The organism is Cupriavidus sp. 01L45 (assembly GCF_056399885.1).
The window spans coordinates 91893-118585 of the sequence record NZ_JBFTSG010000003.1 but is presented as its reverse complement, the minus strand read 5'-3'; the positions used below and the strand labels follow the sequence as shown (position 1 = coordinate 118585).

Genomic DNA, 26693 nt, shown 5'->3' with positions numbered 1-26693 from the left:
GGCACCGGCAGACTATTTTTAGTGCAAATATGAAACATATTGCATACCAACAAATGATAAAAATGATATAGAATTCGGGCATAGCCTCACTTCCCCGTCGGGCTATGCGACTCCCTGCCGGAATCCCCTTGCCGGCCAGTGCCTCGCGTCGCAACGCGAGGCGCTCTTTTCCTCTTTCCTCTTCCCTCTTTTCATTTCCAGGCGATTGCCTGATGGATGGGCACTCGTCCTACATGGCATACAGCCACCGCCTGACAGGCGACGGGGCTGCGGTTGCCTAAGCTGGTACCAGCGCCCCCTGGTCCATGCATGTGGACGCGGCGCGGGCACGGCAGCCAGCCTTAGTCCGATGCCTGGGGGCGGCTTAATCCCGTATCGTCGCTAACCGGAGCCGACAATGAACAAGGATCAAGTGAAGGGCCGTATCGAGGAAGCCAAGGGCAAGATGAAGGAGGTCGCCGGAAAGGTGACGGGCAGCGCCACTACCGAGGTCAAGGGCAAGGCGCAGCAGATAGCCGGCAAGACGCAGGCCGCTTACGGTGACGCCAAGGAAGATGCCAAGCGTACCCGCTGATACCGGGAGTCCGCGCCTGCCGGGCCGGGCAGGTCGCCCGGCCCGGGGCACAGCCGGGCTTAACTAAAACACTCGTTGTAGTAGCGCGTGAAGGTGCCGGCCGGGCGGAAGGTATATGGCAGTTCGGCCAGCGCCGCGGCATCAAGCGAGCCGAAAGGGATGTCGAGGCCAAGACTGCTCGCATCCGTGGCGGCGTGATCCGTGCGTTGGGTTTCGTGACTGGATTTGTGGTGCGTGCTCATGTGCGTTCTCGCTGATCCTGGCTGTCCTGACTGTCGCGCCGCGCGGTAAACAACCGGCATGGCTGGCGCTGGTGAAATGGCGAGCCGGCTGGCTGCCATCGTTGCGAGCCATCTTATCCAGATGCGCGCGAAAGAAAATCCAGGCCCGGCAAAATACACTGTTGCGGAATCGCGCCCAATCGCACCCTCCCACGGGCCAGCGGGGACGCTGGCATCACGTGGCGCGCCTTCGCGGCGTCCGTGATGTGACCGTGGTGCCTTTTCCGTCCCACGCGCCGTTTCCCCGTGCTGCGATTGTTTGCCGAGGCAAAGGTGCGCTCCTCGCCCTTCGCCGCCAAGGCGGACGCCAGGCCGCACCCGGGGCGATGTCAGCGTCGTGCGCGGTATCGCTGGACACCTCGCCGGACACCTCGATTCGCCCGCCTTCTCCGTCTATATTTGGCTAGGGCACGCCACTGCCGCGCTGCCCCGAAGCCGTGCGCCGCGGGTAGCGTTGCCACGGCACTGGCCTGCCGCAACCCGGCCCGACCGACTCACTGCAGGAGCCAGCCATGTCCAGCGTTATGCCGTTGCCGCCATGCTTTGCCGATCGCCGCGAAGCCGGGATCTTCCTTGGCCGGCACCTGGCGGGGCTCGGATTTGGCGCCGCCGCGCAGTGCGAGCCGCCGCTGGTGCTGGCCCTGCCGCGCGGCGGCGTGCCTGTCGCCTTCGAGGTGGCTCTCATCCTGGAAGGGCGGCTCGATATCCTGCTGGTGCGCAAGATCGGCGCGCCCGGCTACCCGGAACTGGCACTGGGTGCCGTGGTGGAGGGCGACGCCGCCGGTAACGCTCCATATACCGTGGCCAACGACGACCGCTGGACACGACGCGCCCTCGATAGCGGCACCTTCGACGCCGAGCGCGGGCGCCAGCTCGACGAGATCGCGCGCCGGCAGCAACGCTATCGCGGCGGCGCGAGCGTGCCTGCCCTGGCCGGCCATACCGTGATCGTGGTGGACGATGGCGTGGCCACCGGCGCGACCATGCGCGCAGCGCTGGAAGGTGTGCGCCGCGCGGGCGCGAAGCAGGTGGTGGCCGCGGTGCCGGTTGCCTCGGAGGAAGGCCTGGACAGCCTGCGCGCGGCGGCGGACCAGGTGGTCTGCCTGAACGTGCCGGCCAGCTTTGGCGCCGTGAGCGCTTTCTACCTGGATTTCCGCCAGACCACGGATGAGGAAGTCATGGCCTTGCTGCGCCAGTGCGCCTGCGGGCGCCCGGCGTGAACCCGGGCCGCCGGCGGCTCAACGCTGCGCCGCCAGCCTGGCCTTCAGGTGCGGCACCAGCCCGCCGGCCCGCAGCAGGGTACGCAGGAAATCGGGAATCGGTTCGCACGCCACGCGGCTGCCGTCGGGCAGCAGCAGGCAAGCCCCGTCCAGCTCGAGCCGCGCCAGCCCTCCATCCACCAGCCGCGTGGTGTCGGGGCAGGTCAGCACCGGCAGGCCGAGGTTGATGGCATTGCGGTAGAACAGGCCGGCAAAGGACGGCGCGATCACCGCGGCCAGGCCAAGCTCGCGCAGCGCCTGCGGCGCCTGCTCGCGCGAGGAACCCACGCCGAAATTGCGCCCGGCCACCAGCAGGTCGCCGGGGCGCGCCATGGCCGGAAACTCGGGACGCAGCCCGGCCAGGCAATGACGGGCGATCTCCTTGACGCCCCCCTTCATATGGATACCGGGCGCCATCTGGTCGGTATCGACGTTGTCGCCAAAGCGCCAGATGCGGCCACCGGGCAGGGGCGGGACGGGTACCGGACTCATGGCAACAATGCTCGCGGGTCGGAGATGCTGCCGGTGACGGCGGATGCCGCCACGGTCAGCGGCGAAGCCAGCCAGACCGCGCTGCCGCTGTCGCCCATGCGGCCGGCAAAATTGCGCGCGGTGGAGGCAATGGCGCGGCTGTTGGCCGGGAAGCGGGACGGGCCATAGCCCGCGCACGCGTTGCATGCATTGGGCAGCAATTGCGCACCGGCATCCAGCAGGATGGCCAGCGTGCCCTCGCGCTCGGCCTGGCGCTGGTCGCGCAGCGAGGCGGGCGCCAGTTGCAGGCTCACGCCGGGCGCCACGCGCCGGCCACGCAGCACGCTGGCGGCCATGCGCATGTCTTCCAGTTTGGCGCCGGTGCAAGCGCCCAGGTAGGCGATGTCCACGGGCTGTCCGGCAGCCTGGCCGACGGGGCCGGTGTTGGCCGGCGAATGCGGCGCGGCCACCTGCGGCTCCAGCGCGGCCGCGTCGAAGCGGTGGCTGGCCAGCACGGCGGCTCCGGGCTCGGTGCGCCAGTGCGCAAGCGCGATGGCGTCGAGCGTGGCGGCGGGCACCCCCGCTTCCGCCAGCCAGGCCATCGTGGTGGCATCCGGTGCGATCAGGCCGGTCTGCGCGCCGAGTTCCGCACTCATATTGGTCAGCGTCATGCGCTCCTGCATGGGCAGCGCCGCCACGGCCGTGCCGGTGTATTCGATCGCCTCGTAGCGGCCGCCGTCGAGTCCAAGCTGGCCGCACAGGAACAGCATGATGTCCTTGGCGCAGACGCCGTCGCCAAGCTTGCCGTCCCATTGCAGGCGGATAGTGTGCGGCACGCGCAGCCAGATCTCGCCCGTGGCCACCACGCCCGCCATCTCGGTGGCGCCAATGCCGAACATATAGGCACCGAAGGCGCCGCCGGTCGGGCTATGGCTGTCGCCGCCCACGATGAAGCGTCCCGGCAGCACGTGGCCATGCTCAGGCAGCACCACGTGGCAGATGCCCTCGCCGTCGATGAAATGGGGAAGGCGCGCCTCGCCCACCCAGTCGCGGGTGAAGCGGACGATCGCCTCGGCCTCGGGATCGGCCGCGGGCAGGTAGTGGTCGGTCACTATGACATAGCGCTCCGGATCCCAGACCTTCGCCCCCAGCTCGCGCAGCAGCGGCGCCACCCGGCGCGGGCCGCTCGAATCGTGCGACATGGCAAGGTCGACCCGGCATGTCACCACCGTGCCCGGCGTGACCGCATCGAGCCCGGCAGCCCGCGCAACCAGCTTCTGCGCCAGCGTGGCGGGTGCGTGGGCGGGCCCGGCTAGCGGCTTCATTCCGGCGTGGCTCCCGAATATTTGACCACCTTGGCCCAGTGCTTCACGTCATTGCGCACGAAGGCGGCAAAGGCTTCCGGCGGATTGCCGACCGGCTGCGCGCCGTCGGTCTCCAGGCGCTTGCGCACCGCGGGTGTGTCGAGACCCTTGCGGGCGGCCTGGTAAAGCGCCTGCAGCACGTCGGGCGTAAGGCCGGCGGGGCCGAACAGGCCAAACCAGGCGCTCGACTCGAATCCCTTGACGGTGGCACCGATCGGCGCCACGCCGGGGAACTGCGGCAGCGGCGCGGCGCTGGTCACGCCCAGCACCTTGAGCTTGCCGGTCTTGACATGCGGCAGCACATTGAAGGTACTTGCGAACATCAGGTCGACATGGCCAGATAGCAGGTCGGTGATGGCGGGCGCGGTGCCCTTGTAAGGAATGTTGACGATATAGGTGCCAGTCATCATCTTGAACATGTCGCCAGCCAGGTGAACCGACGAACCCACCGAGCCGATCGCAAAGTTCAGCTTGCCGGGTTTGCTCCTGGCCAGCTGGATCAGTTCCGGGATGTTGTTGGCAGGCAGGCTGGGCGTGGCCACCAGTACGCTCGGGACGGTGGCCACCATCGTGATCGGCGTGAAATCCTGGATCGGGTCGAAGGGCAGCTTCTTGTACAGCGTGGCGTTGATGGTGTGGCTGGTGAAGCTCATCAGCAGGGTGGTGCCGTCGGGCGCGCTCTTGGCCACCTGGTCGGCGGCGATATTGCCGCCCGCACCCGGGCGATTCTCCACCACCACGGACTGATCCAGTTCGCGGGACATCTCCTGGGCGATGGTGCGCGCCAGCGTATCCGTGGTGCCCCCGGCGGGCGCCCCCACCAGGATGCGGATGGGTTTGCCGCCGGCGATCTCGGCGCGCGCTACCGGCGCGTGCGCTAGCAGCGCAACACTGACGGCGGCGCCAAGCAGGCCGTACATCGCCTTGCGGCGCGAGGGGGTGGCAAGCGCATGGGAGAAAGGTCGGCCCGTGCTGGGAGCAGGCATCGCGGTTTCCTTCTGGAAAGATCGTGAGCGTGCAGTATCGCTCGCTTTTCTTACTCGCGCAGCCCTGTTCGCGCTTCGCTTTCCACCCAGACATTGGCGCTGTCGCCGCCCGCGGGGGAGAGCTCCATGCGGTATTCATAGCGGTCCGGCCGGTATTGGCCGAGCAGGAACTGCACCGGGCGGCCAGCCTTGTCCAGCACCACGCGGCGCACCGCCAGCAGCGCGCCGCCCACGGGCACGTCAAGCAATGGCGCTACCACCACGTCGGCCAGCCGGGCCGACAGCGTCTGGCTGGCGCGCCCCAGCTGCACGCCCGAGCCTTCGAGCAGGCGCAGCATCGGCGTGCTTTCGAGATCCTTGCGATTGAGGCCGCGCCCCAGGTCGGCCGGAAGATAGGTGGTGATATGCGATAGCGGGCGGCTGCCATAGTGGCGCACGCGCACCACCTTGACCACCGGGTCGCCTGGTTGCAGCCCGAGCGCGTCGGCGACTTCCGGGGTGGCGTGGACGTCGTCGATCGATATCACCTTGACCGAGGTTTTCTGCCCCATGTCGATGATGTTGTCGAGCAGGCTGCCGGGGCGGTCGCCGACCGTAACCGGCTTGATCGGGTGCGGATTGACGAATGTGCCTAGGCCGCGATGGCGGCGTACCAGGCCTTCCTGCACCAGGCGGTCGAAGACGCGGCGCATGGTCACGCGCGATGCGTGAAACTGCTTGGCGAGGTCGATTTCGCCCGGCAAAGGGCCTTGACCGAAACGGCCTTCCACAATCTGTTGGCGTAGTACCACGTAAATCTGGTGATACAGGGGAACGACGGCTTCACTCATGGTTTCCCTTGCGAATAGGTGACAAGTCTCAGATAGCCTTAATGTACTTTAAATCAGACATAGAGCCTAGTCATGTCGCCAGTTGTGCGTTATTCGATCCCCGAATGGCCCTGGGGCGTTGCGTGCATGCAGCGGATATGCAGCATTCGGCGTGTTGATCCCTCGCAATGTCTTCTTTCCACCGCGCCGGGGCGGACGCGCGGGGCTATCACGCAGCGTCTCATCCGAAGTAGGGAACGTGGCGACGAGCGACGACCAGTGCACCGGCGGGACGTGTGTTTCACTCGTGATACAGCATGGGCAACCTAGGGTTTTCCTTGGGAACCGCGCTAAAGGCCTGATAGCAGGCGGAGTTTTCGCTGCCATGGGGAACTCTCTGCCATGTAGCGCGTCGGGCCTTGTCACAGCCATGTGACATGTCGTGTGCGGTTCACAGCGGCGGCACCGCCGCGCGTCCTCTGCAAGCCAGATAAAGGTTGAGGGCATGCCTTTGTAGCCCTTGTATTGCAAGGGTTTACAAGTTTGAGACATTTGCCTGGCACCGATTATGCGGAAAGAGAGGCTGGTTTGGCCGAGTGCCGGACCCGGGCCTCCAGCCATCGTTCTCCCCGAGCGCTGGCGAGAGGCTGAGCCGCTGTGAAATTCTCCTGGGAGCTTTGTATGAAAAAGACCTTACTTGCGTCGGCGATTGCTTTGGCCCTTGGGGCAGGCGGTCAGGCGATGGCTAACCCGACGAACAACAATGGCGAGGAAACGCGCAGTACCACGCAGACAGCCACTGCAACTTCCACCCAGTCCGGCGGCGGCGCGGCGGCGAACGAAAACTCATCGGCCTCGCAAGACAACAGCTATCACTCGAGGACATCCACCAAAACTTCTACCAGGAACACCACCAATACCACAACCAAGAACAACGCCGATAACCGGGGCCGGGTCACTTTCGATGAAGGCTATGGCAATGCCGGCGCGAACAACGGCGGCACGGCCAACGCCGCTTTCACCAACTCCTTCAATACCAGCAAGGCAATTGCCATCAGCAAGCTCTCGGGCTCGGTGAGCGGCATTTCGATTGGCAACATCGGCAATGTCGCCACCAACAACGGTAACGCCAATGGCGGCGCCGGTGGCAAGGGCGGTTCCGGTCATGGCGGCGCCGGCTACGGTGGCTCTGGCGGCAACGGTGGCAACAGCGGCAACGGCGGCAGCGGCGGTAGCGGCGGTTCCGCTAGCAACGGTAGCGCCACCGCGGGTGCTGCCAGCAACGGCAGCGCCAATGCTGGTGACGGCGGCAATGGCGGCAAGGCCATCGGCTGGGCCGGAGACGGCGGCAACGGCAAGGGCTCTGGCGGCGATGCGCTTAGCGCCAGCGTCGGCGTGGGTGCCCGCGGCGGCAGTGCCAAGGGCTCCGGCGGCGACTCGCTGGGTGCCAGCCTCGCAGGCTCCGGCAAGGGCGGCAGCGCAGGTGCCGCCGGCGGTAGCGCCGGCAGCCTGAGTGCCGGCAAGGGCGGCAGCAGCGGATCGGCTGCCGGCAGCGGCGGCAACGGTGGCCGCTGGGGCTTTGGCGCCGGTGGCGGCGGTGGCAGTAGCACGGCAGGTGCAGGCGGTGCCGGCACTGGCGGCACGACCACAGCCACGGCAGGCGCAGGTACCGCGACCGGCGGTGCAGGCGGTGCGGCGACATCCGGCGCATCCAGCCCGACCGGCGGTGCCGGTACCGGGCTTGGCGGTGCAGGTGGTGCGGGCACAGGCGGCGCGGCAACGGCTTCCGGCGGCGCAGGCACCGGCACGGGTGGCGCGGGTGGTACCCAAACCAGCCTGGCCGGTAGCGGCGGCGGCGGCGGCAGCGCAGCCAACGGCAGTGCTACCACCCAGGCCACCAACGGCAGCGCAACGGCAGGCGCTGGCGCGGTTGGCGCGGCTTCCGGCGCCGGTGGCGCTGGCGGCGTGGGCAATGGCGGCACTGGCGGTACCGGCAATGGCGCAGTGGGTGGAGCTGGCGGCGCCGGCGGCACCAACTACGTCGATGCTGGCACCTTCAATATGTCCAACACCATGACCAGCGTCGGTCAGTCGGCAGCGGGCATCATGATCGCCAACCAAAACAGCGGCTTCGCTTCGCTGGTGCAACAAAGCGTCAACGTCCAGGCCAACCTGGCGGTCGGCAAGTAAGGCGCGTGCGTGGTGGTGGCGTGCGCTGCGGGTGGATGGCCCGCGCGCACGTCCCGCCGGCACAGCTTGACTCCGGCAACTCAGGGCATCCCGGCGCATCGTGCGCTGCCGGGGTGCCCATTCGACGAAGCGTCCACTCGCTTCCGGTGTGATCGTCTGGATGGGGACGGCACGCAAGAGGCTGAAGGAGACACCAACATGCGATCGGTCCGCTCCGCTGTCACCCTGGTCACGACAGCAATCCTGGTCTGGCCTGGCCTGCAAGCCTTTGCCGGGCCGCAGCCCGCCGGGCCATCAGCCGCAGTGCCTGCGGCCAACACCGGAACCGCCATGAACACCAGCGCGGCGGCGCCGGATCAGACTCCCGCTGCCGTGGTGGGTGGCGCTCGGCGCGGCATCTTTGCCGATCTCGGCAAACCCGTCGCCAGCGACAAGCTCGAAGGTATCCGCGGCGGATCCGAACTGGTGGTCAACGACATGCGCCTCGGCGGCACCGTGGCGGATAACAGCGTGAACCGCATGATCAGCGGCTCCAACAGCATTGCCGAAGGCTCTTTCGCCAGCGCCGCGGGTCTGCCCACTGTCATCCAGAACTCGGGCGCCAACGTGCTGATCCAGAACGCTACCATCGTCAATATCCAGTTCAAGCCATGATGCTGCGAAAGCTGCTTCTGCAGGCTACGCTCTTGCTGGCTTCGGCCGGCGTGTCCGTGGCGTGGGCCGACTACATATACGTGCCAGGCGATGGCGGAAACTACTACAACGTGCGGGTGACCAGCCTCAAGGAGGCACGGTACAAGACCACCATCCGCCAGCAATACGACTTCAGTTGCGGCTCTGCCGCGGTAGCAACGCTGCTCACTTACCAGTATGGCTTTCCGGTCAGTGAGCAGACGGTGTTCCAGAACATGTATGTCAACGGCGACCAGGCCAAGATCCGGCAGGAGGGGTTCTCGCTGCTGGACATGAAGCGCTTCCTGGAGTCGCGCGGCTTTCTTGCCGATGGCTATGAATTGCCCCTGTCCAAGCTGGAGGAAACCCAGATCCCCGCCATCGTACTGGTGGTGGAGAACGGGTATCACCATTTTGTCGTGGTCAAGGGGGTGCACGGCGACCGTGTGCTGGTCGGCGACCCGGCGCTTGGCACGCGCGCGCTGTCGCGTGAGCACTTTGAGCGGATCTGGGACAGCCAGTTGCTGTTCGTCATCCACAACCGCGAGGAATCCGCTCGCTTCAACCTGGCGGCCGACTGGCGTGTAGCGCCGAGCGGCCCTTATTCGATGGGTATCAACCGGGATAGTCTGTTCTTCACCGTCATGCCTTCGCATGGCGGTAGCGACTTCTAAGGAACGTACCATGTTCCAGACATCCTCAAAGTCCGCGCAGCATCGCCGCAGTAGCGCCGGTTCGGCCACTGCCGTCATGTTGCTCGGCGCGGGCCTTGCCTGCGCCGGGCCGGTGCGGGCCGACGAAGGCACGGGGATCGAGGCGCTCGGCACGCTCGGTGCGACCGACCCTGCCGGCTTCACGGCACCGCCCGCAATGCAGGCGGAAACCCACAACCCTTACCTGGCTGCGGCACTTGGCAGCATGGCCGGCCGGACGCCGGTCTCGCAAGACCCCCTCGCCGTGGCGGAGCCGGCTGACCGTCCGGCAGATGGCCGCGCCACCCTCGGCGCGGCCGATGCCCCCGATGCTGCCGACTTGGCGCCGCCGGTGGAGCGGCAGGCCGAAACCGGCAATCCCGTCCTGGCCGCCGCCAGCGCGCCTCGCCGGCTTGCGGTACGCAGCAGCGCGGGCGCGCCGAAGCCGGTAGCGTCGGAACGGCTGGAAGACCTGCGGGGCGGTTTCGCCGCCGCGAGCCAGTCGCCAGATGCAGCCGGCGCCGCTGCCCCGGCAACGCCTGCCGTGACGCTGGCGGCTGTCGGAACATCGCCCACACATGCCGCGCGCAGCACCATGGCGAGTTGGAAGCCGGTCGCGCAAGAGCGGCTTGACGATTTGCGTGGCGGGTTCGACGTGGGCGCCGGCTTGCAAGTTTCGTTCGGTATCGAACGCGCCGTGTACATCAACGGTGCCCTGGTGGTGGCAACCAGCCTTACTATTCCCGATGTGAGCCGCATCACCGCCGACCAGGCCAGCCGCCTGGCCACGGCGCTCGGTGGGGCTGCAGGTGCGGCGGCCATGGCCAGCGCAGCCGTGAACAACGCGCTGGCCGGCAACCCGGTAACCGCGACCGGCGCGAATGGCAGCAGCAGCACGGGAAGCAGCAGTAGCAGTACAGGCACCAGCGCCAGCGCGACCGGCAGTCCGGGCGCATCGGTGACCAGCCTGCCTGCCACGGCGATAGCGGCGGGTGGCGCCGTGGTGACAACCAACGGCGCACTAAGCCTGATACAAAACGGGCCGGGCAATAGCGTCGCCTCCAGCATGCTGGCAGGCACACCTGCCACGGTGATTCAAAACTCGCTGAACAACCAGTCGATCCAGAACCTGGTGACCATCAATGCAGGCGTGAACACCCTGCAGGCATTCCGCGCCCAGGTGGCTAATTCAGCATTGAACAGTGCATTGCAGAGTGCCGCGAGCCGGCACTGAATACCTGCAGGCGATTGGTAGTACGTGCAACGAGAGGGGCAGTATGCGTTAAGCAGGTTGCGGACTCCTGTACGAAGCAGTCCGCCGTCCGGGGGAGGAAGGCGAAATGAATAAAAAGTCGCTGCGCGGCATCCGGCAGGCAGGGTGCTCGACATTGCTGTTGCTGGGCGGGATGGCACACGGCCAGACCCCGCCTGACGAGGGACCAACGGCGGCGAAGCTGGATGCGCTCAAGCGCGAGGTGACAGAGCAGGCCGCGACACTGGAGCAGATGAAGCGGGCAATGGCGGAACAAGAGGCCACCATCCGCGAGTTGCGCAGTGTGCTGGGTCCCGAAGTGCTGGCGAGAAAGCGCGGCGGCCAGCGCGCGCCAGGCACCGGCGGCGTGACACCCGGCGACACCGCCACCAATGCCGCGGCGGCCGCCGCCGGCGCGGCAGGCACGCAAGCCCTGCCTAATACCGCCAATGTGCCGCAGGAAGGCGCCACGCAGGCGCAGCAAGGCGCAACGCCGGCACAGCCAGCAGCCGACAGCCAGGTTGCGCAGGCCGGCGACGAGCAGCCGGTGGGCAAACCGCCCGAGGCCGACACCGCTCCACCTGCGATTGCACCGATTTTCGACCAGCCTGGCGTACTCACGCCCGCGGGCAAGTTCGTGCTCGAGCCGAGCTTTCAGTATGGCTATTCGTCGAACAACCGTGTGGCGCTGGTCGGCTACACGATCATTCCCGCCATCCTGATCGGGCTGATCGATGTCCGCGAGGTCAAGACCTCAACCTATATCGAGCAGGCTGCGCTGCGCTATGGCGTGACCAAGCGGCTCGAACTCGAGGTCAAGGTGCCCTACGTGCAGACCTCGGGCTCCACCATCAGCCGCGAAGTCTTTACCGGCACAGCGGTCGACAACGTCTTTAATGCCAGTGGCCAGGGCCTGGGCGACGTGGAAGCCACCGTGCGCTACCAGCTCAACTACGGCAACGAGAAAATGCCGTACTTCATCGGCTGGCTGCGCTACAAGTCCAATACCGGCAAAAGCCCCTTCGACGTCGTGACCGACTGCGTGACACGTTGCGTGGGCAATACAACCGGCACGGGCTTGCCGCTCGGGCTGCCCACCGGCACCGGCTTCCAGGCGATACAGCCGGGCATTACGTGGCTGCTGCCCACGGATCCGGCGGTGTTCTTCGGTACCTTCAGCTACCTGCACAACTTCGCGCGGGACAATGTCAGCCGCACCGTGCTCAACGGGCAGCAGGAGAATCTCGGCAAGATCGCGCCGGGCGATATCTTTGGCTTTAACTTCGGCATGGGCCTGTCGCTCAACGAGCATGCGTCGTTCAGTATCGGCTACGACCAGAGCATCATCTGGCCGACCAAGCAAAATGGCCAGACCGTGCCCGGCTCGGTGCGCATCACGCAGGGCACCTTGCTGGTGGGTTATTCGTATCGCTTCAACAGCCGCTATACGCTGAATGTATCGGTCGGCGCGGGACTGACGCGCGATACCCCGGATCTGCAGGTCACGGTGCGCCTGCCAATCACTTTCTGAGGGCTGGTGACATGCGCGAATTCGACGGATGAGACGCCACGTGATGCGCGGTAGGCATGCCGTGGTCATCGCCTTGCGCTTGCCGCGCGACTGGCGTACAAATGAGTTACCCCGTCCCCTGGGCGGATACGGATGCACCTCCACCTCCATGTTTTCCGTGACTGCGTGAAGGCGACTCCGCATGCACACCGCTGCCGGGATGACCCGAAATGGCCGCGAAACGGCCTGAAGCGAGGAGAGAGTCATGCGCAAACGCATCTTCTGGTTGTTGCCCGATCTGGCGAGCGCCCGCCGCACCATGGACGATCTGCTGCTGGCTCGCGTCGAGAACAGTCATATCCACTTCATCGCGCGCGATGGCGCCGATATGACTGGCCTGCATGAAGCCAACCTGTTCCAGACTTCCGACATCGTGCATGCTGCGGAAATGGGCCTGATGGTTGGCGGCGGCATCGGCATCGTGGCCGGGGCACTGGTCGCCCTGTTTCCCATCGTCAGCGAGACCCCGCAATGGGGCCTGGTCGGTGTGCTGGCAGTGCTCGGCGCGGTGTTCGGCGCCTGGGCGTCCAGCATGATCGGCTGCTCAGCGCCCAACAGCCGGCACAAGACCTTCGAGAAAGACATTGAGGAAGGCAAGATCCTGCTGATGGTGGACGTACCGCGTGGCCGCGTTGAGGAAATCGAAGCGCTGCTGCAACAGTCCCATCCGGAAGCCCGCTTCGCCGGGATGGACCCGGCCATACCCGCCTTCCCCTGAACGGGGACCGGCCAATGCGGGGGCATGGCGGCCTGCGGGCCGCCTGCCCTTGTGCGCTCCGACCCTGCTTTTCCCTGCCATACCCGATTCCTTCCCGAGCTGCCGTTCGATGCCGCTGTGATGACTTTTGCAACAGCGATTTGCAGAATGGCGCCGCTTTGAGGTAATTTGCTTGTCGCCGCGCCCATTCGTGGCGCGCATGACAAAGCAAAAGATTCGTAAGCGAACGAGGGGTCGGAGATGAAAACAAAATGGATCGCGTGCGGCCTGCTGGCCGCGGCGCTGGGATTGGGCGCGCCGGTGGCGCAGGCGGAGCCGGGGGTCAGCAAGACCGCGATCCGGATCGGGCAGTCGGCCGGCGTGACAGGGCCGGTGGCGGGCTCGGTCAAGGAGCAGATCGCCGGGGCGCAGGTCTACCTGAAGACGGTCAACGCCAACGGCGGCGTGGGAGGCCGCCGGATCGAGCTGGTGACCTACGACGACGGCTTCGATGCCAAGCGCACCCCCGACAATGTGCGCAAGCTGGTCCAGGAGGACAAGGTGTTCGCGCTCTTCATGGTGCGCGGCACGCCGCAGAACGAAAGCATCCTGCCCATCATCCAGGCCGAGAAGGTGCCGCTGGTGGCACCGCTTACCGGCGCCATCACGCTGCATCGTCCGGTCAGCCGCTACGTATTCAACGTGCGCGCCAAATACCAGGATGAAGTCGCCCGCGCGATCAACCATCTTGCCACCACGGGCATGACCCGCATCGCCATCTTCTACGCCAATGACGGCTTTGGCCAGGACGTGTTCGAGGGCTTCAGCACCGCGCTGCAGGCGCGCGGCGTACAGCCTGCCGCAAGCGCCTCGTTTGCCCGCCCAATGGGCGATATCCAGGCTGGCGTCACCGCCATCAACAAGGCGAATCCGCAGGCCGTGCTGGTGATCGGCTCAGGCTCCGAGGCCGCGCGCCTGATCAAGGAACTGCGCCGCGGCGGCAGCCAGGCGCAGTTCGTCACGCTGTCCAACAACGCGGCCGATTCCTTCATCAAGGAGCTGGGCGAGGACGCGCGCGGGCTGATCATCACGCAGGTGGTGCCGGGCACCAATTCCAGCCAGATGAGCATTGCCAGCGAATATCGCAGCCAGGCCCGGCAGCAAGGCGTGGAGCCCAGCAATGCCGGCATGGAGGGCTTTATGTCGGCCAAGGTGCTGGTGGAGGGCTTGCGTCGCGCGGGGCCGGATCTGACCCGCGAGCGGCTGGTCGGCGCGCTGGAGAGCCTGCGCGACTTTGACCTGGGCGGGATCCTGATCAGCTATAGCCCGACGCGGCATACCGGGTCGTCATTCGTGGAGATGTCGATCGTGTCGTCGACGGGCAAACTGATCCGCTGAGCGAAGGGTCCGGCCGCAGCGCCCCGCCGGCGCGCTGCGGTATAGTCGCCGGATGGCTACCTCACTTTTTTCCCTGCAAGGCCGCGTGGCGCTGGTCACCGGCGGCGCGCAAGGCCTGGGCCTGGCGATTGCCGCCGCCCTTTCGCAAGCCGGCGCGCACGTGATCGTTGCGGCGCGCAATGCCGAGCGCGTGCATGCCGCCGCGGCCGAGCTCGCCCGGCACGGCGGCAGCGCCGAGCCACTGGTGCTAGACATTACCGACGAAGCGGCGGTCGACGCTGCCTTTGCCCACGTCGACGCCGTGCACGGCCGCCTCGATATCCTGGTCAACAACGCCGGCGCGCGCAAGCGCAGCAATATGGCGCATCTGGACGCGGCGGATCTGCGCGAGATGCTGGAGACCAACCTGGTGGCGCCGTATGCCTTGTGCCGGCACGCCGCGCAACTGATGCGGCGCGGCGGCTATGGACGCATTGTCAATGTCAGCTCGATCGCGGGGCAGGTGGCGCGTGCCAATGACGTGCTCTATCCCGCTACCAAGGGGGGGCTGGATGCGCTTACCCGGGCAATGGCGGCGGATCTCGGGCGGGATGGTGTGACTGTCAATGCCATTGCGCCGGGGTATTTTGCTACCGAACCTAATCAGCCTATGGTCGATGACGCTAGCGTTGCCGAGTGGTTGCGGCAGAGGACTGCGTTGGGGAGGTGGGGGCAGCCGGAGGAGGTGGCGGGGGCGGCGGTGTTTTTGGCTTCGCCGGCGGCTTCTTATGTTACTGGGCATGTGTTGGCGGTGGATGGGGGGTATTTGGCGCATTTTTGATGGATGCCTTAACTTCAACTTCAACTTCAAAGGCTTAAAAGTCAAAGGCGGTTTCACCCCCCTGCGGGGGGCGACCTACTTTCTTGTCTTGCCAAGAAAGTAGGCAAAGAAGGCGCGCCGGATGGGGCGACCCCCCCTCGTCGGCAGACAAAAAGAGCGGCCGGGACCCAAACTCGCATCGCCTTAAGGCGATACTCAAACATGGGTCCCTCTTTTCCGCTCTTTTTGCCTGCCGACGAGGCGCCCCATACGGCCTGGTACACCTTGACGGCTCGCTTCGCATCGCGGGTTGGTGCGGCCCGCCCTTGGGGGCGCTCCACACGGCTACACCAGGTCGTTGATCTGGCGGTGGCGCTTTTCTCTGCGTTGCTTCGGTCCGTCAGGCTTTGCTTGTCAGGCGCGAGTTCCACATTCGCCTTTGGTCTTGGCCAGGCTGTTGCCGTTAGAGCATCGTCGCTGCAGCCTAGCCGCTTCCGCCTTTCCTGAAATGCGCTTGCAAGGCTTCAATCATCGCCGCTGCCGCTACCGAGTCTCCTCTCTCTTTCAGCCGCACCAGGCATATCTCGCGTACCAGGGAGGGTAATTGCAGGGGCCGGATCGCCAGGCTTTCTTGCTGGAACTGGAACAGCGCCAGCGCGGGCACCACCGTCACGCCGAGCCCCGCCGCTACCAGTGCGGCTACGGTGGCGAGGTGTTCTACTTCCATCACCCCGTTAAGCTTGAGCGGATGGAGCGCGGCGTCCAGGTGCTGGCGCACGCTGCTGGTACGCGAGAGCTGGATAAAGGGCAGGCCCGCAAGCGCTTGCGGGGCCACCCGCCGGCGGCGCGCCAGCGGATGGTCCGCCGGGCAAACCAGGTGGAAGCTGTCCGTCACCAGGGGCTCGATGCGCAGGTCGCCGTCCTGCGCCGGGGCGGGCGCCAGCGCGAAGTCCGCGCGGCCTCGCCGTACCAGGTCGATGCAGCCGTCCGCCAGCAGGTCGAACAGCTCGATGGCAATGCCGGGATAGCGCTGGTGGAAGGCCGCGAGGATCGGCGGCAGGTCGCCCGCGGCCAATGAGGGCAGCGCTGCAATCGAAACCCGCCCCTTGCGGCGTTCGGCGTGGTCGCGCAGTTCCGCGAAGGCGGTCTCGAAATCCGCCAGCAGGCGCGTGGCCACTTCCTCGAAGCGCCGGCCTTCCACGCTCAGTTCCACATGCCGCGTGGTGCGCTCGAACAGCCGCGTACCGGCCTGTTCCTCCAGCGTCTGGATAAGTGCGCTGAAGGCCGATTGCGACAGGTGGCAGGCCTGCGCGGCGCGCGTGAAGTTGCGGTGCGTGACCAAGGCCACGAAGGCGCGCAGGTGTTTGACCGAGAGGTTCATTGGCAGGCGCCCAATTCAGCTGAAAAAACGATAGATTAATCCAAATTATCCATTTTTTAGTTGAGGATGACACGTCTAGAATGACTTCATCGGACGTGCTCATCGGGGCTCGTACTTCTTCATCACCCAAGCTTTTCTCAGGCCATCAACGGGCTTCCATCCTATGACCGCTCCTCTGCTGATTGGCTCAGGCGCCGGCTTCTCCGGCGACCGCACCGACGCCGCCCTGCCCGTGGTGCGGTCCCTGATCGCAGCGGGCGGTCCGGCCGTGCTGATGTTCGAGACGCTGGCCGAGCGCACGCTGGCGCTGGCCCAGCTGGCGCGCCGCGGCAACCCCGCCCATGGCTATGAACCGCTGCTCGACGCGCTGCTGGCGCCCGTGCTGGGGCTGTGCCTGGCCAATGGCATTCCCATCGTCGGCAATTTCGGCGCGGCCAATCCGCATGCCGCCGCGCAGCGCGTGGGCGCACTGGCGGCGGAGCTTGGCCTGGCGCCGCCGCGGGTGGCGGTGGTGGAGGGCGACGATCTTTCGCACGAGGCCGGCCGCGCCGTCCTGCGCCAGATCGTCGGCCCTGATTTTCCCGAGGCGCGCTTCGTTTGCGCCAACGCCTACATCGGGGCGCAGGGCATTGCCGATGCGCTGGCCGCCGGCGCGCAGGTGGTGGTGTGCGGCCGCGTGGCCGATCCCGCCCTGGCGGTCGGCCCGGCCATGGCGCATTTCGGCTGGTCATGGCAGGACTGGGATCGCCTGGCGCGCGCCACCATGGCAGGCCACCTGCTCGAATGCGGGGCGCAAGTCACCGGCGGCTATTTCGCCGATCCCGGCATGAAGGACGTGCCGGATGTGCACGCCGTCGGCTATCCCATCGTGCGCCTGGATGAAGACGGCAATATCGAGGTGGGCAAGGCGGCGGATACCGGCGGCTGCGTGGACCTGCGCACGGTCAAGGAACAGTTGCTGTACGAGGTGCATGACCCTGCCGCCTATCTCACGCCCGACGTGATCGCCGATATCAGCGCGGCCACGGTCGAGCAGGTCGGCCCCGACCGCGTGGCCGTGCGCAATGTGCGCGGCCGCGAGCGGCCCGGACAACTCAAGGCCAACCTGTTCTACGAAGGCGGCTGGATCGCCGAAGGCGAGATTTCGTACGCCGGCCCCAACGCCGCGGCGCGCGCGCGCCTGGCTGCGGAGATCGTGCGCAAGCGCATGGACCTGCTGGGCCACGCGGCGCCGATCCGCTTCGACCTGATCGGCGTGCTGAGCGTGTTCGCCGACGATGGCGGCCGCCTGCTGCAACAGCCGCAAGCCGGCGAGGCGCAGGCGCGGGACGTGCGTCTGCGCGCCGCGCTGGCGCATGAGGACAAGTCCGTGGCGGAAACGCTGCTGCGCGAGGTCAATGCGCTCTATACCTGCGGACCCGCCGGCGGCGGTGGCGTGCGCACCGCGCTGCGCGCGCGCCTGAATGCCATGTCCTGCCTGGTGCCGCGCAGCGCCGTCACCGCAAGCCACACTCTGCTGCCATGAACGCCACCACCTCCAATACCGCCACGCCGGCTGCCGCTGCAGCCACCATCGCGCTTTATCAGCTTGCGCACGGACGCACGGGCGACAAGGGCGATCGCTCCAATATCAGCGTGATCGCCTACGACCCGCGCGACTTCGACCATCTCGCCGCCCATGTCACCGAAGACGCCGTGGCGGCACTGTTCAGCTACCGGCGGCCGTCTGCGGTCAGACGCTACCTGGTGCCCTCGCTGCAGGCGATGAACTTCGTCATCGACGGCGTGCTCGACGGCGGCGTCAACGATGCACTCAACCTGGACACGCACGGCAAGGCGCTGTCCTTCCTGCTGCTGCAACTGGAAATTCCCTTGCCCCCGCGCCTGGCCGGCGCCGGCTGAAACGCCGGATCCAGACCGCAAGCGACAAACCACAAACCACGTATCACAAATCAAAACGATTCGAGATTCGAACAGGAGACCCAAGATGTCCGCATACACCAAGCCCGCTTCCGTCCTGAAGGCGGTCACCGGCATCGCCGCCGCCGCGCTCGTGCTGCTGGCCGGCCCGGCGCACGCGGAGTTCCCGGACAAGCCGATCCGCTTCGTGGTGCCTTTCGCCGCCGGCAGCGCGACGGACCAGCTAGCCCGCGCGATCGGCCAGGCCATCACGCTGGATGCCAAGGTAACGGTGGTGGTCGACAACAAGCCCGGCGCCAACGGCTTTATCGCCGCCAGCGACGTGGCCAAGGCCAGCCCCGACGGCTATACCGTGCTGATCACCAGCAACACTACGCATGCGGCCAACGAGCACCTGTTCAAGAAGCTGCCTTACGATCCGGTCAAGGACTACGTTCCGGTGACAGCACTGGGCCGTGGCGGCCAGATCATGGTGGTCAACCCGCAGTTGCCGGTCAATAGCGTGGGAGACTTCATCGCGCTGGCCAGGAAGGAGCCGGGCAAGCTCAGTTTCGGCAGCGGCAGCTCGTCCTCGCGTATCGCGGGCGAGCTGTTCCAGCAGATGGCGCATGTGCAATTGCTGCACGTGCCCTACAAGAGCAATCCGCTCGCGGTCACGGATCTGCTGGGCAACCAGATCCAGATGATGATCACCGATACCGCCACCGGACTACCCCAGGTCAAGAGCGGCAAGCTCAAGGCGCTGGGCGTGTCGGGCAAGACCCGCTCGCCGCTTGCGCCCAATGTGCCGACCATCGACGAGGCGGGCGTCAAGGGTTATGAGATGAGCTACTGGTTCGCCGCCTACGCGCCGGCCAAAACGCCGCAGCCGGTGGTGGACAAGCTCAACGCGCTGATGGTAAAGGCCGCCAGGAGTGACACCGCGGCCAATTTCTACCAGTCCACCGGTACTGAAGTGTTCACCAGCACGCCGGCGGAACTGGCGAGGTTCCAGACGCAGGAATCGGCCAAGTGGGGCCGCATCATCAAGGCCGCGAACATCCAGCCCGAGTAAGCCATGCGTGCCGCCTTGCCGTGCGATCCACCTGCACGGCATGGCCTGGCAGCCAACCGCATACGGCAGCTTGCCGGGCTAGGCGCTGCGCATCGGATGTGTTGGATGGGGCGGGGCGCGCCCTAGGTCAACCTTGCTGGCGGCAGGGCCGCAGCGCCCCGGGCGCCACAGACGGGCTACCATGCCGGCACCCACTCAACTTTCGCCACGCCCCGGCCCACGGCCATGCGCGGACGTACGCAAGGCACAGCATGAACGCAACCGCCGCTTCGGGACTTCCCGGCTCCCTCGACCCCCAGGCGCTGATCCGCACCTATATCCGCGCCAAGGACGAAAACCGTCCCCACCTGATGGCGCAGGCCTTCGCCGCCGATGCCACGCTGGAGATGACGGTCAAGTCCGCGGCCATCGCCTTCCCCGCGCGCAGCGAAGGCCTGGCCGCCATCAGCGATGTGCTGGTGCGGCGCTTTGGCCAGAGCTACGACAATGTCTACACGTTTTGCCTGGCCGAAGCCCAGCCCGCAGCGGATGCGCAGCGCTATGCCTGCGACTGGCTGGTCGGCATGACCGACAAGGCCACCGGCGGCGTACGTGTGGGCTGCGGCAGCTACGCATGGGAATTCTCCGGGCCGGGCAAGCCGCGCGTGCAAGCCCTCGCCATCGTGATCGAGGCCATGGAAGTATTGCCCTCCGACACCGCGCAACCCGTGCTCGACGGCTGGCTGGCGCGGCTGCCCTATCCGTGGTGTGCTGGTGCACTCGCCTGTCAGCAGGCGCCGGCGCTGCCGCAACTGGCACCGGTGCTGTCGTATCTTCGTGCCGGCGCCGCGGACCGGTGAGGAATCCGGGCGGCGCGGGCGCCGCTCAGCGCTTGAACCCGAGCACCAGCACGCCGGCGCCCACCAGAGCGATGCCGGCCCACTCGCGCAGGCTGGGGCGTTCGCCGAGGAAGATCACGGCGAACACCGCCACCAGCAGCAGGCTGAGCTTGTCCACCGGCGCCACCTTCGAGGCATCGCCGATCTTCAGTGCCCGGAAGTAGCACACCCAGGAGGCGCCGGTGGCCAGTCCCGACAGGACCAGGAAGATCCAGGTCCGGGGCGGCAGCGCGAGCGGGTTGCTCCACTTGCCCGTCAGCACCACGAAGATGCTCAGCACCACGATGATCACCGCGGTGCGCACCAGGGTGGCGAGGTCGGAATTAATGCCCTCAAGCCCGATCTTGGCAAAGATCGCCGTCAGCGCGGCGAAAACAGCCGACAGCAATGCCCAATGAAACCAACCGGTGGAAGAAGCCATGGCGTTGCGTGTGAGGTGTTTGGCGGCCGCCTTGCGCCACTCAGGTGCGCCGGCGCTCCATGGCCACCAGCGAAGGCACGAAGCCTAGCTGGCCGAAGAAGGCCGCCTCGGACGAGCGTCCGGCGCGTAGCACCCAGGTGATGTCGGGATCGTTGCCGACGATCTGGCGCACCAGGGCGCGCCCGATGCCGCGCCGGCGATGGCTCGGTGCCACCGCGACCATCGACAGATAGCCGTTGGAGATGTCGTCGCACAAGGCACGCGCGAAACCTACGACTTCACCGTTATCCACCGCCACCACCACCCGTTGCGAGTTGGCGATCAGGCGGGCGAAGCGTTCCGTATTGGCGACCCGGTGTGCCCACCCGTTGGCCGCAAGGAGTTGTCTGGCTGCCTCGGTTTCTTCTGGCAGCAGATTGCGGATTTCCATCAGGGCTCCCCATGCAAGCACATACTGCAACTCGGCGCTGCCCTTCTTGTGGGGGGGCGTCTCGAGGCGAGTGCGGCCCGAGGCCGCGAAAGACTGCTGGCAGTGTAGCGAGCGCGCGCAGGCCCGTCAATTTGCGACAGGCCATGTTGCTACCATGCTGTGGCGGGGTATCATGGACACCATGAATGCCTCGATCTTCTCTTCCGCCCATCCGGCCGATCAGCTGGCCGAGTTCAGCGATGCCGATGCCGCGCTGGCCCGCATCCGTGAAATCTACGATGCCTCGGTCGGCGCCATCCGCGCGCGCTTCGATGCCTTTGCCAAGGGACAGCCACTGCCGTCAGCGGCACATGCCTGTTACCCCTACCTCGGCATCTCGGTCAATCTCGAAACCATGGTCACCGACAGCCGCCCATCCTGGGGCACGGTCGCCTACCCCGGCGTGTACGGCACCACGGTCACCCGGCCCGAACTGCTGGCGGACTACTACCGGGACCAGATCGAGCGCCTGATACGCTACCACCGCGTGCCCGTGGTGGTCGGCGTGAGCCGGCGCCCGATCCCGCTGCCCTTCGTCATCGAAGCCTCCACCACGGACATCAGCTACACCCAGGCGCGCGAGCTGGAAGCCTCCTTCGTGCTGCCCGAGCTGAGCCGCATCGACGATGCCATCGCCAACGGTACCTATGAGCCGGTGGCGGGCGAGGCCTGGCCGCTCTCGATGTTCCCCGGCGAGCGCGTGGACCTGGCGCTGCAGCGTCTCTACCACTACACCGGCACCGCGCCACAGCACTTCCAGCGCTTCGTGCTGTTCACCAACTACCAGCGCTACGTCGATGAATTCATCGCGCTCGGCCGCTCGCTGATGGGGGCCGAAGATGCGCAGGGCGCCGATGGCTACGTGCGCTTCGTCGAACCCGGCGACGTGATCCAGGAGCGCGGCGCGGCCGAGCCCGACGACGCCCAGCGTCCGCGCGCGCTGCCGCAGATGCCCGCCTATCACCTGGTGCGCGAGGACAAGCTCGGTGTCACGCTGGTCAATATCGGCGTGGGCCCGTCCAACGCCAAGACCATGACCGACCACCTTGCCGTGCTGCGTCCGCACTGCTGGCTGATGGTCGGCCACTGCGGCGGCCTGCGCCGCTCGCAGCAACTGGGCGACTACGTGCTGGCGCACGCCTATGTGCGCGACGATCACGTGCTCGATCATGACCTGCCGCCGTGGGTACCGGTACCTCCCATCGCCGAAATCCAGGTCGCGCTGCAGGAGGCCGTGGTGCGAGTGACGGGCTTGTCCGGCAATGAAATGAAAACCCGCATGCGCACCGGCACGGTGGTTTCCACCGACGACCGCAACTGGGAGCTGAAGTCCAAGGCGCTGTACGCCCGCTTCAACCAGTCACGTGCCATCGCCATCGACATGGAGAGCGCCACGGTCGCGGCCAACGGCTTCCGCCTGCGGGTGCCATACGGCACGCTGCTGTGCGTGTCCGACAAGCCGCTGCACGGTGAGCTCAAGCTGCGGGGCATGGCGAATGCGTTCTACCGGCAGCGGGTGAGCCAGCATATGTCGATCGGGCTGGAAGCGATTCGTATCCTGCGCGAAGGTGGTGCCGAACAATTGCACTCGCGCAAGCTGCGTAGCTTCGACGAACCGGCGTTCCGCTAGGCGGGCTTCTTCGGGAAAGCTGCAATGCAAGGGGGCCCCGTGATGCGGGGCCTTTCTTCTTGTGCCGCGCTCTCATCGACGTGCGAGCTGGCGTACGTTCGCACTGGCGGTCCATCGCATTCCCTGTTCCCGCTCACCGCGCCGTTGGCCCGCCACGCGTGTTTCACCGGATCCCTGGCGATAACCGGCTATTGCCTATTGGCGATATGCCAGTCCAGGCATAGAATCTCGCGCTTTGCCAGATGCCATTCGCCGTCATGCGGCGAATGCCGCGATTGCCCGGCATGGCATCCACCTGGCCATGCCGGTGCCGTTGCGATCTGCACCACTTCAGAACTATGACTACGAACCACCATGCGGTCGTCACGCTGGCCAGCCTGACGCTGGCAGGCTGCTTGCGTTATCCGCATGCCTCTGGCCATCTGGTTCGCACCGCGACGATTGCGGCCGGCCTTGCGGAAATGGTCGGACTGCGTGCCGAGGAGTGCGAGCGCATTCGGCTCGCCACGCCGGCGCACGACGTCGGCAAGCTCGCCATCCCGGACGCCGTGCTGCTCAAGCCCGGCAAGTTGCTTCCCGAAGAGAGACAGGTGATCGAGCGCCACGCCGAGATCGGCGCGAACCTACTTGCGGGTAGTTCGAATGCCCTGATGCGGCTCGCATCGCAGGTCGCGCATCACCACCATGAGCGCTTTGACGGCACGGGCTATCCGTGTGGGCTGGCCGGCCAGGAGATCCCGCTGGCAGCTCGCATCGTGGCGGTTGCCGATGCCTTTGACGCGATGACCGAGGCGCGTTGCTATCGCCCCTGCATGACGGACGACGATGCGCTATCCATCGTCTCGGCTGGGTCAGGCACGCAATTCGACCCGGAGGTGACGAGCGTCTTCCTCGCCAACATCCCGCAGGTCTTGCACCGCCGGCGGTCGGCGCAAGCGCTGCTCAGCGCCGGCTCCGAGATGGCCGTGGTCGCGCGCTTCTACGGCTTGAATCGCGATGCATTGCGGCAGATCCCCCGTCAGGCGAGGGCCTGACGGGGGATCTGCCGCGCGCGCCTGGAAGCCCGGTTAAAGCGTCCGAGGCGTCCGAGGCGTCCGAAGGGCTCGATGTGTTCGATGTGTTCGAGGTGTTTAGAAGCGGTAGCCCACACCCATGCTGAACAGCCACGGATCCAGGCTCACGTTCGAGACCTTGACGCCGGCCGCCTTGACGTCGCTCGACAGCCACACCTTCTTGATGTCGGCATTGAGGAACCAGTTCTTGGTGAGCTTGTAGTCCATGCCGATCTGCAAGGCAGGCGCCACGCTCCAGCTGTCGAGCGATAGCGAGTTGTTGGCAATGTCGGCGCCCCAGATCCGCGTGAAGTTCAGGCCCGCGCCCACATAGGGGCGGAAGGTACCGTTGGGGATGAAGTGATATTGCACCAGCAGCGTCGGCGGCAGGTGGGTGAAGGAACCGATCTTGTTGCCATCGAGGTAGACGTTCTGCTTCTGCGGCACGGTCAGCACCAGTTCCGCGGCGATGTGTGGTGTGAAGAAGTAGGTGACGTCGAGTTCCGGGATCCACTTGTTGTTGACGGTGATGCGGTCCGATGCGCCAACGCCGCCGATCGGGTCCGACTTGTCGGCCATGTCCAGATAGGTGGCGCGCAGGCGCACCATCCAGTTGCCCTGGGTTTCGTCGGACGCTGCCATGGCGGGCGCCGCGGCAACGCTGCCGAGCAGGGCGATGGCAGCAACAACGGTTGTGGAAAGGCGGGTGGACAGACGCTTCTTCATGATGGTTGGCTCGTGTAGTAGGGAAACTTCACGCTCAGTGTGGCGTAGGGTTCCCAGCCAAGCCTTGACCGAAAGCAAGAAGCACTGCATCGGCGGCGCGCGTGTGCATGTGCGTCGCAGCGTCGCCACAGCCGCTGTCTGGTTGTCAGGCGGGATCGTGGGCAAGCCGCCGGACTTTCGCATTTCCAATCGCGCTCCGGGGTTCTAAGGACATGCGCAAATATTCGTGGCAACCGGCACCGGCGCCCCTTACGCTGTGCACACAGTCAAGCAACGAGCATGTCGTGGGCGTCCCGCCAAGGGCGTCTTTCCGGGTGTGCCCCGTGGGGGCGGGGCACACCGGTTTTTCCTCGGTGGACCTCAGCCGGCCAGGGCTTCCTCGCGTTGCGACTGACTGGTGGCGCGCAGGTGGCGGTTCACGCCGGACACCACAGCCTTGAGCGACGCCGTGACAATATTGGCATCGATGCCGGCGCCGAAGCCGGTGGCGGAATCGCCAACACGCACTTCCACATAGCAAGCCGCGGCGGCATTAGCGCCGGACGACAGCGCGTGCTCGTGGTAATCCATCACACGTACCGGCGCATCGAGCGCGCCGGCGAAGGCGCCGACGAACGCATCGATCGGGCCGTTACCCCGGCCGCGCACGCTGACGGACTCGCCGTCGCGCAGCAATGCCACTTCGATCTCCACCTGGCCTTCGCTATCGGACACCATCTGGTGGCCCACATAGCGCAACGGCGCGGCGTGTTCGAGATACTCGCGCTGGAACAAGCCGTAGAGGTCGTCGGCGCTGGCTTCGAGCCCGCTTTCGTCGGTCATTGCCTGCACCGCGCGGCTGAACTCGATCTGCAGGCGCCGCGGCATATAGATGCCATGCACCTGTTCCAGCAGGTAGGCCATGCCGCCCTTGCCGGACTGGCTGTTGACGCGGATCACCGCGTCGTAGCTGCGGCCAAGGTCGGCCGGGTCGATCGGCAGGTAGGGCACTTCCCAGATCTCGTCAGGCTTTTGCTGGGCGAAGCCTTTGCGGATCGCGTCCTGGTGCGAGCCCGAGAACGCGGTGAAGACGAGGTCGCCCACATAGGGGTGCCGCGGATGCACCGGGAGCTGGTTGCAATGCTCCACGCAGTGGCGCACTTCGTCGATATCGGAAAAATCGAGCGCAGGGTCCACGCCCTGCGTGTAGAGATTCAGCGCCAGCGTGACCAGGTCCACATTGCCGGTACGCTCGCCGTTGCCAAACAGGCAACCTTCCACGCGATCCGCGCCGGCCATCACGGCCAGCTCGGCGGCAGCCACGGCGGTACCGCGGTCATTGTGCGGATGGACCGACAGCACGATGTCAGCGCGCCTTGCGAGATGGCGGTGCATCCATTCGACCTGGTCGGCGAAGATATTGGGCGTGCTGCATTCCACCGTGGTCGGCAGGTTCAGGATCAGGGGGCGCGCAGCGCTCGGTTGCCAGATCGCGGACACCGCATCGCAGACCTCGAGCGAGAAATCCAGTTCGGTCATGCTGAAGGTTTCCGGCGAGTATTCGTAGCTCCATGCCGTCTCGGGCATGGCATCGGTCAACGCCTTGATCAGCCGCGTGCCCTCCAGGGCGATCTCCTTGACCTCCTCGCGGCTGGCACCGAACACGATGCGGCGAAACGCGGGAGCGATGGGATTGTAGAGATGCACCACGGCGCGAGCCGCGCCGCGCACGGAATCGATGGTACGGCGGATCAGGTCCTCGCGCGCCTGCGTCAGCACCACGATGGTCACGTCATCCGGAATGCGGTCTTCCTCGATCAGCATTCGCACGAAATCGAAATCGGTCTGCGATGCCGAGGGGAACGCCACCTCGATCTGCTTCAGGCCGATCTTCACCAGTTGCTCGAAGAAACGGAGCTTGCGCTGCGGGTTCATCGGCTCGATCAGGGCCTGGTTGCCATCGCGCAGATCGGTGCTCATCCAGATCGGCGCGCGCGTGATGCGCTGGTCGGGCCAGGTGCGGTCGGCGATTTCGACGGCGATGGCGGGGCGGTACTTGGCGGCGGGGTTGCACAACATCATGACGGTTCTCCTTCCTCGCGGGAAGATGCAAGACACAATAGGCCAGAGCGCTAAAGCGCAATGGCGGAAAAAGGGTGGCGCGAGGCT

General features: G+C 66.1%; 26 protein-coding genes. 16 read left to right on the top strand and 10 right to left on the bottom strand.

Annotation, left to right across the window (positions count from 1 at the left end):
• Positions 1–397: 397 nt before the first annotated feature.
• Entirely contained in the window at positions 398–574 is a 177-nt protein-coding gene (locus tag AC1DT6_RS03005; RefSeq protein WP_477102853.1) for a CsbD family protein, read from the top strand.
• A 59-nt stretch (positions 575–633) separates the two neighbouring features.
• Here AC1DT6_RS03005 and AC1DT6_RS03000 read toward each other — a convergent pair whose 3' ends face one another.
• The gene (locus AC1DT6_RS03000) at positions 634–816 is read right to left on the bottom strand and encodes a hypothetical protein (RefSeq protein ID WP_035875250.1); all 183 of its coding nucleotides are present in this window, start codon (positions 814–816) and stop codon (positions 634–636) included.
• Between the two features lie 563 nt (positions 817–1379).
• Here AC1DT6_RS03000 and AC1DT6_RS02995 point away from each other — a divergent pair.
• Positions 1380–2075: a phosphoribosyltransferase gene (locus AC1DT6_RS02995; protein ID WP_441626248.1), complete on the top strand. Its 696-nt coding sequence runs from the start codon at positions 1380–1382 to the stop codon at positions 2073–2075.
• 18 nt (positions 2076–2093) lie between these two features.
• On the opposite strand, the gene AC1DT6_RS02990 is transcribed toward AC1DT6_RS02995, so the two are convergent.
• The 4 genes from AC1DT6_RS02990 to AC1DT6_RS02975 are packed head-to-tail and all read right to left on the bottom strand — an operon-like array spanning position 2094 to position 5765.
• Entirely contained in the window at positions 2094–2606 is a 513-nt protein-coding gene (locus tag AC1DT6_RS02990) for a LeuD/DmdB family oxidoreductase small subunit (protein WP_441626098.1), read from the bottom strand.
• Positions 2603–3910, bottom strand: a complete 1308-nt coding sequence (locus AC1DT6_RS02985; protein WP_441626096.1) for a 3-isopropylmalate dehydratase large subunit — start codon at positions 3908–3910, stop codon at positions 2603–2605. The genes AC1DT6_RS02990 and AC1DT6_RS02985 overlap by 4 nt, the downstream gene beginning before the upstream one ends.
• Positions 3907–4935 (bottom strand): tripartite tricarboxylate transporter substrate binding protein, encoded by a 1029-nt coding sequence (locus tag AC1DT6_RS02980; RefSeq protein WP_441626094.1) that lies wholly within the window; start codon positions 4933–4935, stop codon positions 3907–3909. The genes AC1DT6_RS02985 and AC1DT6_RS02980 overlap by 4 nt, the downstream gene beginning before the upstream one ends.
• Positions 4936–4985: 50 nt before the next feature.
• A complete protein-coding gene (locus AC1DT6_RS02975) occupies positions 4986–5765 on the bottom strand; it encodes a GntR family transcriptional regulator (RefSeq protein ID WP_441626092.1) in 780 nt (259 codons plus the stop codon).
• A 660-nt stretch (positions 5766–6425) separates the two neighbouring features.
• Here AC1DT6_RS02975 and AC1DT6_RS02970 point away from each other — a divergent pair.
• The 8 genes from AC1DT6_RS02970 (at position 6426) to AC1DT6_RS02935 (ending at position 15035) form a co-directional block, all read left to right on the top strand.
• Entirely contained in the window at positions 6426–7934 is a 1509-nt protein-coding gene (locus AC1DT6_RS02970; RefSeq protein WP_441626090.1) for a hypothetical protein, read from the top strand.
• Positions 7935–8132: 198 nt separating this feature from the next.
• Positions 8133–8588, top strand: a complete 456-nt coding sequence (locus AC1DT6_RS02965; RefSeq protein ID WP_441626088.1) for a hypothetical protein — start codon at positions 8133–8135, stop codon at positions 8586–8588.
• Positions 8585–9280 carry a C39 family peptidase gene (locus AC1DT6_RS02960; RefSeq protein ID WP_045236394.1) on the top strand — a complete coding sequence of 232 codons (696 nt, stop codon included), beginning with the start codon at positions 8585–8587 and terminating at the stop codon, positions 9278–9280. The genes AC1DT6_RS02965 and AC1DT6_RS02960 overlap by 4 nt, the downstream gene beginning before the upstream one ends.
• A gap of 10 nt (positions 9281–9290) precedes the next feature.
• Positions 9291–10532 (top strand): hypothetical protein, encoded by a 1242-nt coding sequence (locus AC1DT6_RS02955; RefSeq protein ID WP_441626086.1) that lies wholly within the window; start codon positions 9291–9293, stop codon positions 10530–10532.
• 106 nt (positions 10533–10638) lie between these two features.
• The gene (locus AC1DT6_RS02950; RefSeq protein WP_477102850.1) at positions 10639–12081 is read left to right on the top strand and encodes an acetate kinase; all 1443 of its coding nucleotides are present in this window, start codon (positions 10639–10641) and stop codon (positions 12079–12081) included.
• 244 nt (positions 12082–12325) lie between these two features.
• Positions 12326–12838: a DUF1269 domain-containing protein gene (locus tag AC1DT6_RS02945; RefSeq protein WP_441626082.1), complete on the top strand. Its 513-nt coding sequence runs from the start codon at positions 12326–12328 to the stop codon at positions 12836–12838.
• Positions 12839–13078: 240 nt separating this feature from the next.
• Complete coding sequence (locus AC1DT6_RS02940; RefSeq protein ID WP_441626080.1) at positions 13079–14215, top strand: ABC transporter substrate-binding protein; 1137 nt, start codon at positions 13079–13081, stop codon at positions 14213–14215.
• 52 nt (positions 14216–14267) lie between these two features.
• Entirely contained in the window at positions 14268–15035 is a 768-nt protein-coding gene (locus AC1DT6_RS02935; protein ID WP_477102849.1) for an SDR family oxidoreductase, read from the top strand.
• A gap of 463 nt (positions 15036–15498) precedes the next feature.
• Here the strand turns inward: AC1DT6_RS02935 and AC1DT6_RS02930 are convergent, their stop codons facing one another.
• Positions 15499–16395 carry a LysR family transcriptional regulator gene (locus AC1DT6_RS02930; protein WP_441636540.1) on the bottom strand — a complete coding sequence of 299 codons (897 nt, stop codon included), beginning with the start codon at positions 16393–16395 and terminating at the stop codon, positions 15499–15501.
• Between the two features lie 163 nt (positions 16396–16558).
• Between AC1DT6_RS02930 and AC1DT6_RS02925 the strand changes: the two genes are divergently transcribed.
• The 4 genes from AC1DT6_RS02925 (at position 16559) to AC1DT6_RS02910 (ending at position 20208) form a co-directional block, all read left to right on the top strand.
• Entirely contained in the window at positions 16559–17920 is a 1362-nt protein-coding gene (locus AC1DT6_RS02925) for an acyclic terpene utilization AtuA family protein (protein ID WP_441636542.1), read from the top strand.
• Positions 17917–18297 carry an AtuA-related protein gene (locus AC1DT6_RS02920; RefSeq protein ID WP_441636544.1) on the top strand — a complete coding sequence of 127 codons (381 nt, stop codon included), beginning with the start codon at positions 17917–17919 and terminating at the stop codon, positions 18295–18297. Before AC1DT6_RS02925 ends, AC1DT6_RS02920 begins: the two co-directional genes overlap by 4 nt.
• 85 nt (positions 18298–18382) lie before the next feature.
• On the top strand, positions 18383–19369 hold the full coding sequence (locus tag AC1DT6_RS02915) for a Bug family tripartite tricarboxylate transporter substrate binding protein (protein ID WP_441636546.1): 987 nt from the start codon (positions 18383–18385) through the stop codon (positions 19367–19369).
• 251 nt (positions 19370–19620) lie between these two features.
• On the top strand, positions 19621–20208 hold the full coding sequence (locus AC1DT6_RS02910) for a hypothetical protein (RefSeq protein WP_441636547.1): 588 nt from the start codon (positions 19621–19623) through the stop codon (positions 20206–20208).
• 25 nt (positions 20209–20233) lie between these two features.
• On the opposite strand, the gene AC1DT6_RS02905 is transcribed toward AC1DT6_RS02910, so the two are convergent.
• On the bottom strand, positions 20234–20668 hold the full coding sequence (locus tag AC1DT6_RS02905; protein ID WP_035862605.1) for an EamA family transporter: 435 nt from the start codon (positions 20666–20668) through the stop codon (positions 20234–20236).
• 40 nt (positions 20669–20708) lie between these two features.
• Positions 20709–21098 carry a GNAT family N-acetyltransferase gene (locus AC1DT6_RS02900; RefSeq protein ID WP_035862606.1) on the bottom strand — a complete coding sequence of 130 codons (390 nt, stop codon included), beginning with the start codon at positions 21096–21098 and terminating at the stop codon, positions 20709–20711.
• Between the two features lie 172 nt (positions 21099–21270).
• Here AC1DT6_RS02900 and AC1DT6_RS02895 point away from each other — a divergent pair, with 172 nt between their 5' ends.
• A complete protein-coding gene (locus tag AC1DT6_RS02895; protein ID WP_152561723.1) occupies positions 21271–22767 on the top strand; it encodes an AMP nucleosidase in 1497 nt (498 codons plus the stop codon).
• Between the two features lie 284 nt (positions 22768–23051).
• Positions 23052–23801: an HD-GYP domain-containing protein gene (locus tag AC1DT6_RS02890; protein WP_477103630.1), complete on the top strand. Its 750-nt coding sequence runs from the start codon at positions 23052–23054 to the stop codon at positions 23799–23801.
• A gap of 96 nt (positions 23802–23897) precedes the next feature.
• Here AC1DT6_RS02890 and AC1DT6_RS02885 read toward each other — a convergent pair whose 3' ends face one another.
• Positions 23898–24545, bottom strand: a complete 648-nt coding sequence (locus tag AC1DT6_RS02885; RefSeq protein WP_441636552.1) for an OmpW/AlkL family protein — start codon at positions 24543–24545, stop codon at positions 23898–23900.
• Positions 24546–24905: 360 nt separating this feature from the next.
• Positions 24906–26603, bottom strand: a complete 1698-nt coding sequence (gene leuA, locus AC1DT6_RS02880) for a 2-isopropylmalate synthase (RefSeq protein WP_441636556.1) — start codon at positions 26601–26603, stop codon at positions 24906–24908.
• Positions 26604–26693: the final 90 nt, after the last annotated feature.

What these genes read in the sequence shown, in the direction of transcription:
- AC1DT6_RS02925 (WP_441636542.1), top strand. Translation starts at nt 16,559, where the DNA reads ATGACCGCTCCTCTGCTGATTGGCTCAGGCGCCGGCTTCTCCGGCGAC.
- AC1DT6_RS02905 (WP_035862605.1), bottom strand. Translation starts at nt 20,668, where the DNA reads ATGGCTTCTTCCACCGGTTGGTTTCATTGGGCATTGCTGTCGGCTGTT.
- AC1DT6_RS02985 (WP_441626096.1), bottom strand. Translation starts at nt 3,910, where the DNA reads ATGAAGCCGCTAGCCGGGCCCGCCCACGCACCCGCCACGCTGGCGCAG.
- AC1DT6_RS02955 (WP_441626086.1), top strand. Translation starts at nt 9,291, where the DNA reads ATGTTCCAGACATCCTCAAAGTCCGCGCAGCATCGCCGCAGTAGCGCC.
- AC1DT6_RS02900 (WP_035862606.1), bottom strand. Translation starts at nt 21,098, where the DNA reads ATGGAAATCCGCAATCTGCTGCCAGAAGAAACCGAGGCAGCCAGACAA.
- AC1DT6_RS02915 (WP_441636546.1), top strand. Translation starts at nt 18,383, where the DNA reads ATGTCCGCATACACCAAGCCCGCTTCCGTCCTGAAGGCGGTCACCGGC.
- leuA (WP_441636556.1), bottom strand. Translation starts at nt 26,603, where the DNA reads ATGTTGTGCAACCCCGCCGCCAAGTACCGCCCCGCCATCGCCGTCGAA.
- AC1DT6_RS02980 (WP_441626094.1), bottom strand. Translation starts at nt 4,935, where the DNA reads ATGCCTGCTCCCAGCACGGGCCGACCTTTCTCCCATGCGCTTGCCACC.
- AC1DT6_RS02940 (WP_441626080.1), top strand. Translation starts at nt 13,079, where the DNA reads ATGAAAACAAAATGGATCGCGTGCGGCCTGCTGGCCGCGGCGCTGGGA.
- AC1DT6_RS02890 (WP_477103630.1), top strand. Translation starts at nt 23,052, where the DNA reads ATGGCATCCACCTGGCCATGCCGGTGCCGTTGCGATCTGCACCACTTC.
- AC1DT6_RS02970 (WP_441626090.1), top strand. Translation starts at nt 6,426, where the DNA reads ATGAAAAAGACCTTACTTGCGTCGGCGATTGCTTTGGCCCTTGGGGCA.
- AC1DT6_RS02895 (WP_152561723.1), top strand. Translation starts at nt 21,271, where the DNA reads ATGGACACCATGAATGCCTCGATCTTCTCTTCCGCCCATCCGGCCGAT.
- AC1DT6_RS02885 (WP_441636552.1), bottom strand. Translation starts at nt 24,545, where the DNA reads ATGAAGAAGCGTCTGTCCACCCGCCTTTCCACAACCGTTGTTGCTGCC.
- AC1DT6_RS02975 (WP_441626092.1), bottom strand. Translation starts at nt 5,765, where the DNA reads ATGAGTGAAGCCGTCGTTCCCCTGTATCACCAGATTTACGTGGTACTA.
- AC1DT6_RS02935 (WP_477102849.1), top strand. Translation starts at nt 14,268, where the DNA reads ATGGCTACCTCACTTTTTTCCCTGCAAGGCCGCGTGGCGCTGGTCACC.
- AC1DT6_RS02950 (WP_477102850.1), top strand. Translation starts at nt 10,639, where the DNA reads ATGAATAAAAAGTCGCTGCGCGGCATCCGGCAGGCAGGGTGCTCGACA.
- AC1DT6_RS02995 (WP_441626248.1), top strand. Translation starts at nt 1,380, where the DNA reads ATGCCGTTGCCGCCATGCTTTGCCGATCGCCGCGAAGCCGGGATCTTC.
- AC1DT6_RS02990 (WP_441626098.1), bottom strand. Translation starts at nt 2,606, where the DNA reads ATGAGTCCGGTACCCGTCCCGCCCCTGCCCGGTGGCCGCATCTGGCGC.
- AC1DT6_RS02920 (WP_441636544.1), top strand. Translation starts at nt 17,917, where the DNA reads ATGAACGCCACCACCTCCAATACCGCCACGCCGGCTGCCGCTGCAGCC.
- AC1DT6_RS02965 (WP_441626088.1), top strand. Translation starts at nt 8,133, where the DNA reads ATGCGATCGGTCCGCTCCGCTGTCACCCTGGTCACGACAGCAATCCTG.
- AC1DT6_RS03000 (WP_035875250.1), bottom strand. Translation starts at nt 816, where the DNA reads ATGAGCACGCACCACAAATCCAGTCACGAAACCCAACGCACGGATCAC.
- AC1DT6_RS03005 (WP_477102853.1), top strand. Translation starts at nt 398, where the DNA reads ATGAACAAGGATCAAGTGAAGGGCCGTATCGAGGAAGCCAAGGGCAAG.
- AC1DT6_RS02945 (WP_441626082.1), top strand. Translation starts at nt 12,326, where the DNA reads ATGCGCAAACGCATCTTCTGGTTGTTGCCCGATCTGGCGAGCGCCCGC.
- AC1DT6_RS02910 (WP_441636547.1), top strand. Translation starts at nt 19,621, where the DNA reads ATGAACGCAACCGCCGCTTCGGGACTTCCCGGCTCCCTCGACCCCCAG.
- AC1DT6_RS02930 (WP_441636540.1), bottom strand. Translation starts at nt 16,395, where the DNA reads ATGAACCTCTCGGTCAAACACCTGCGCGCCTTCGTGGCCTTGGTCACG.
- AC1DT6_RS02960 (WP_045236394.1), top strand. Translation starts at nt 8,585, where the DNA reads ATGATGCTGCGAAAGCTGCTTCTGCAGGCTACGCTCTTGCTGGCTTCG.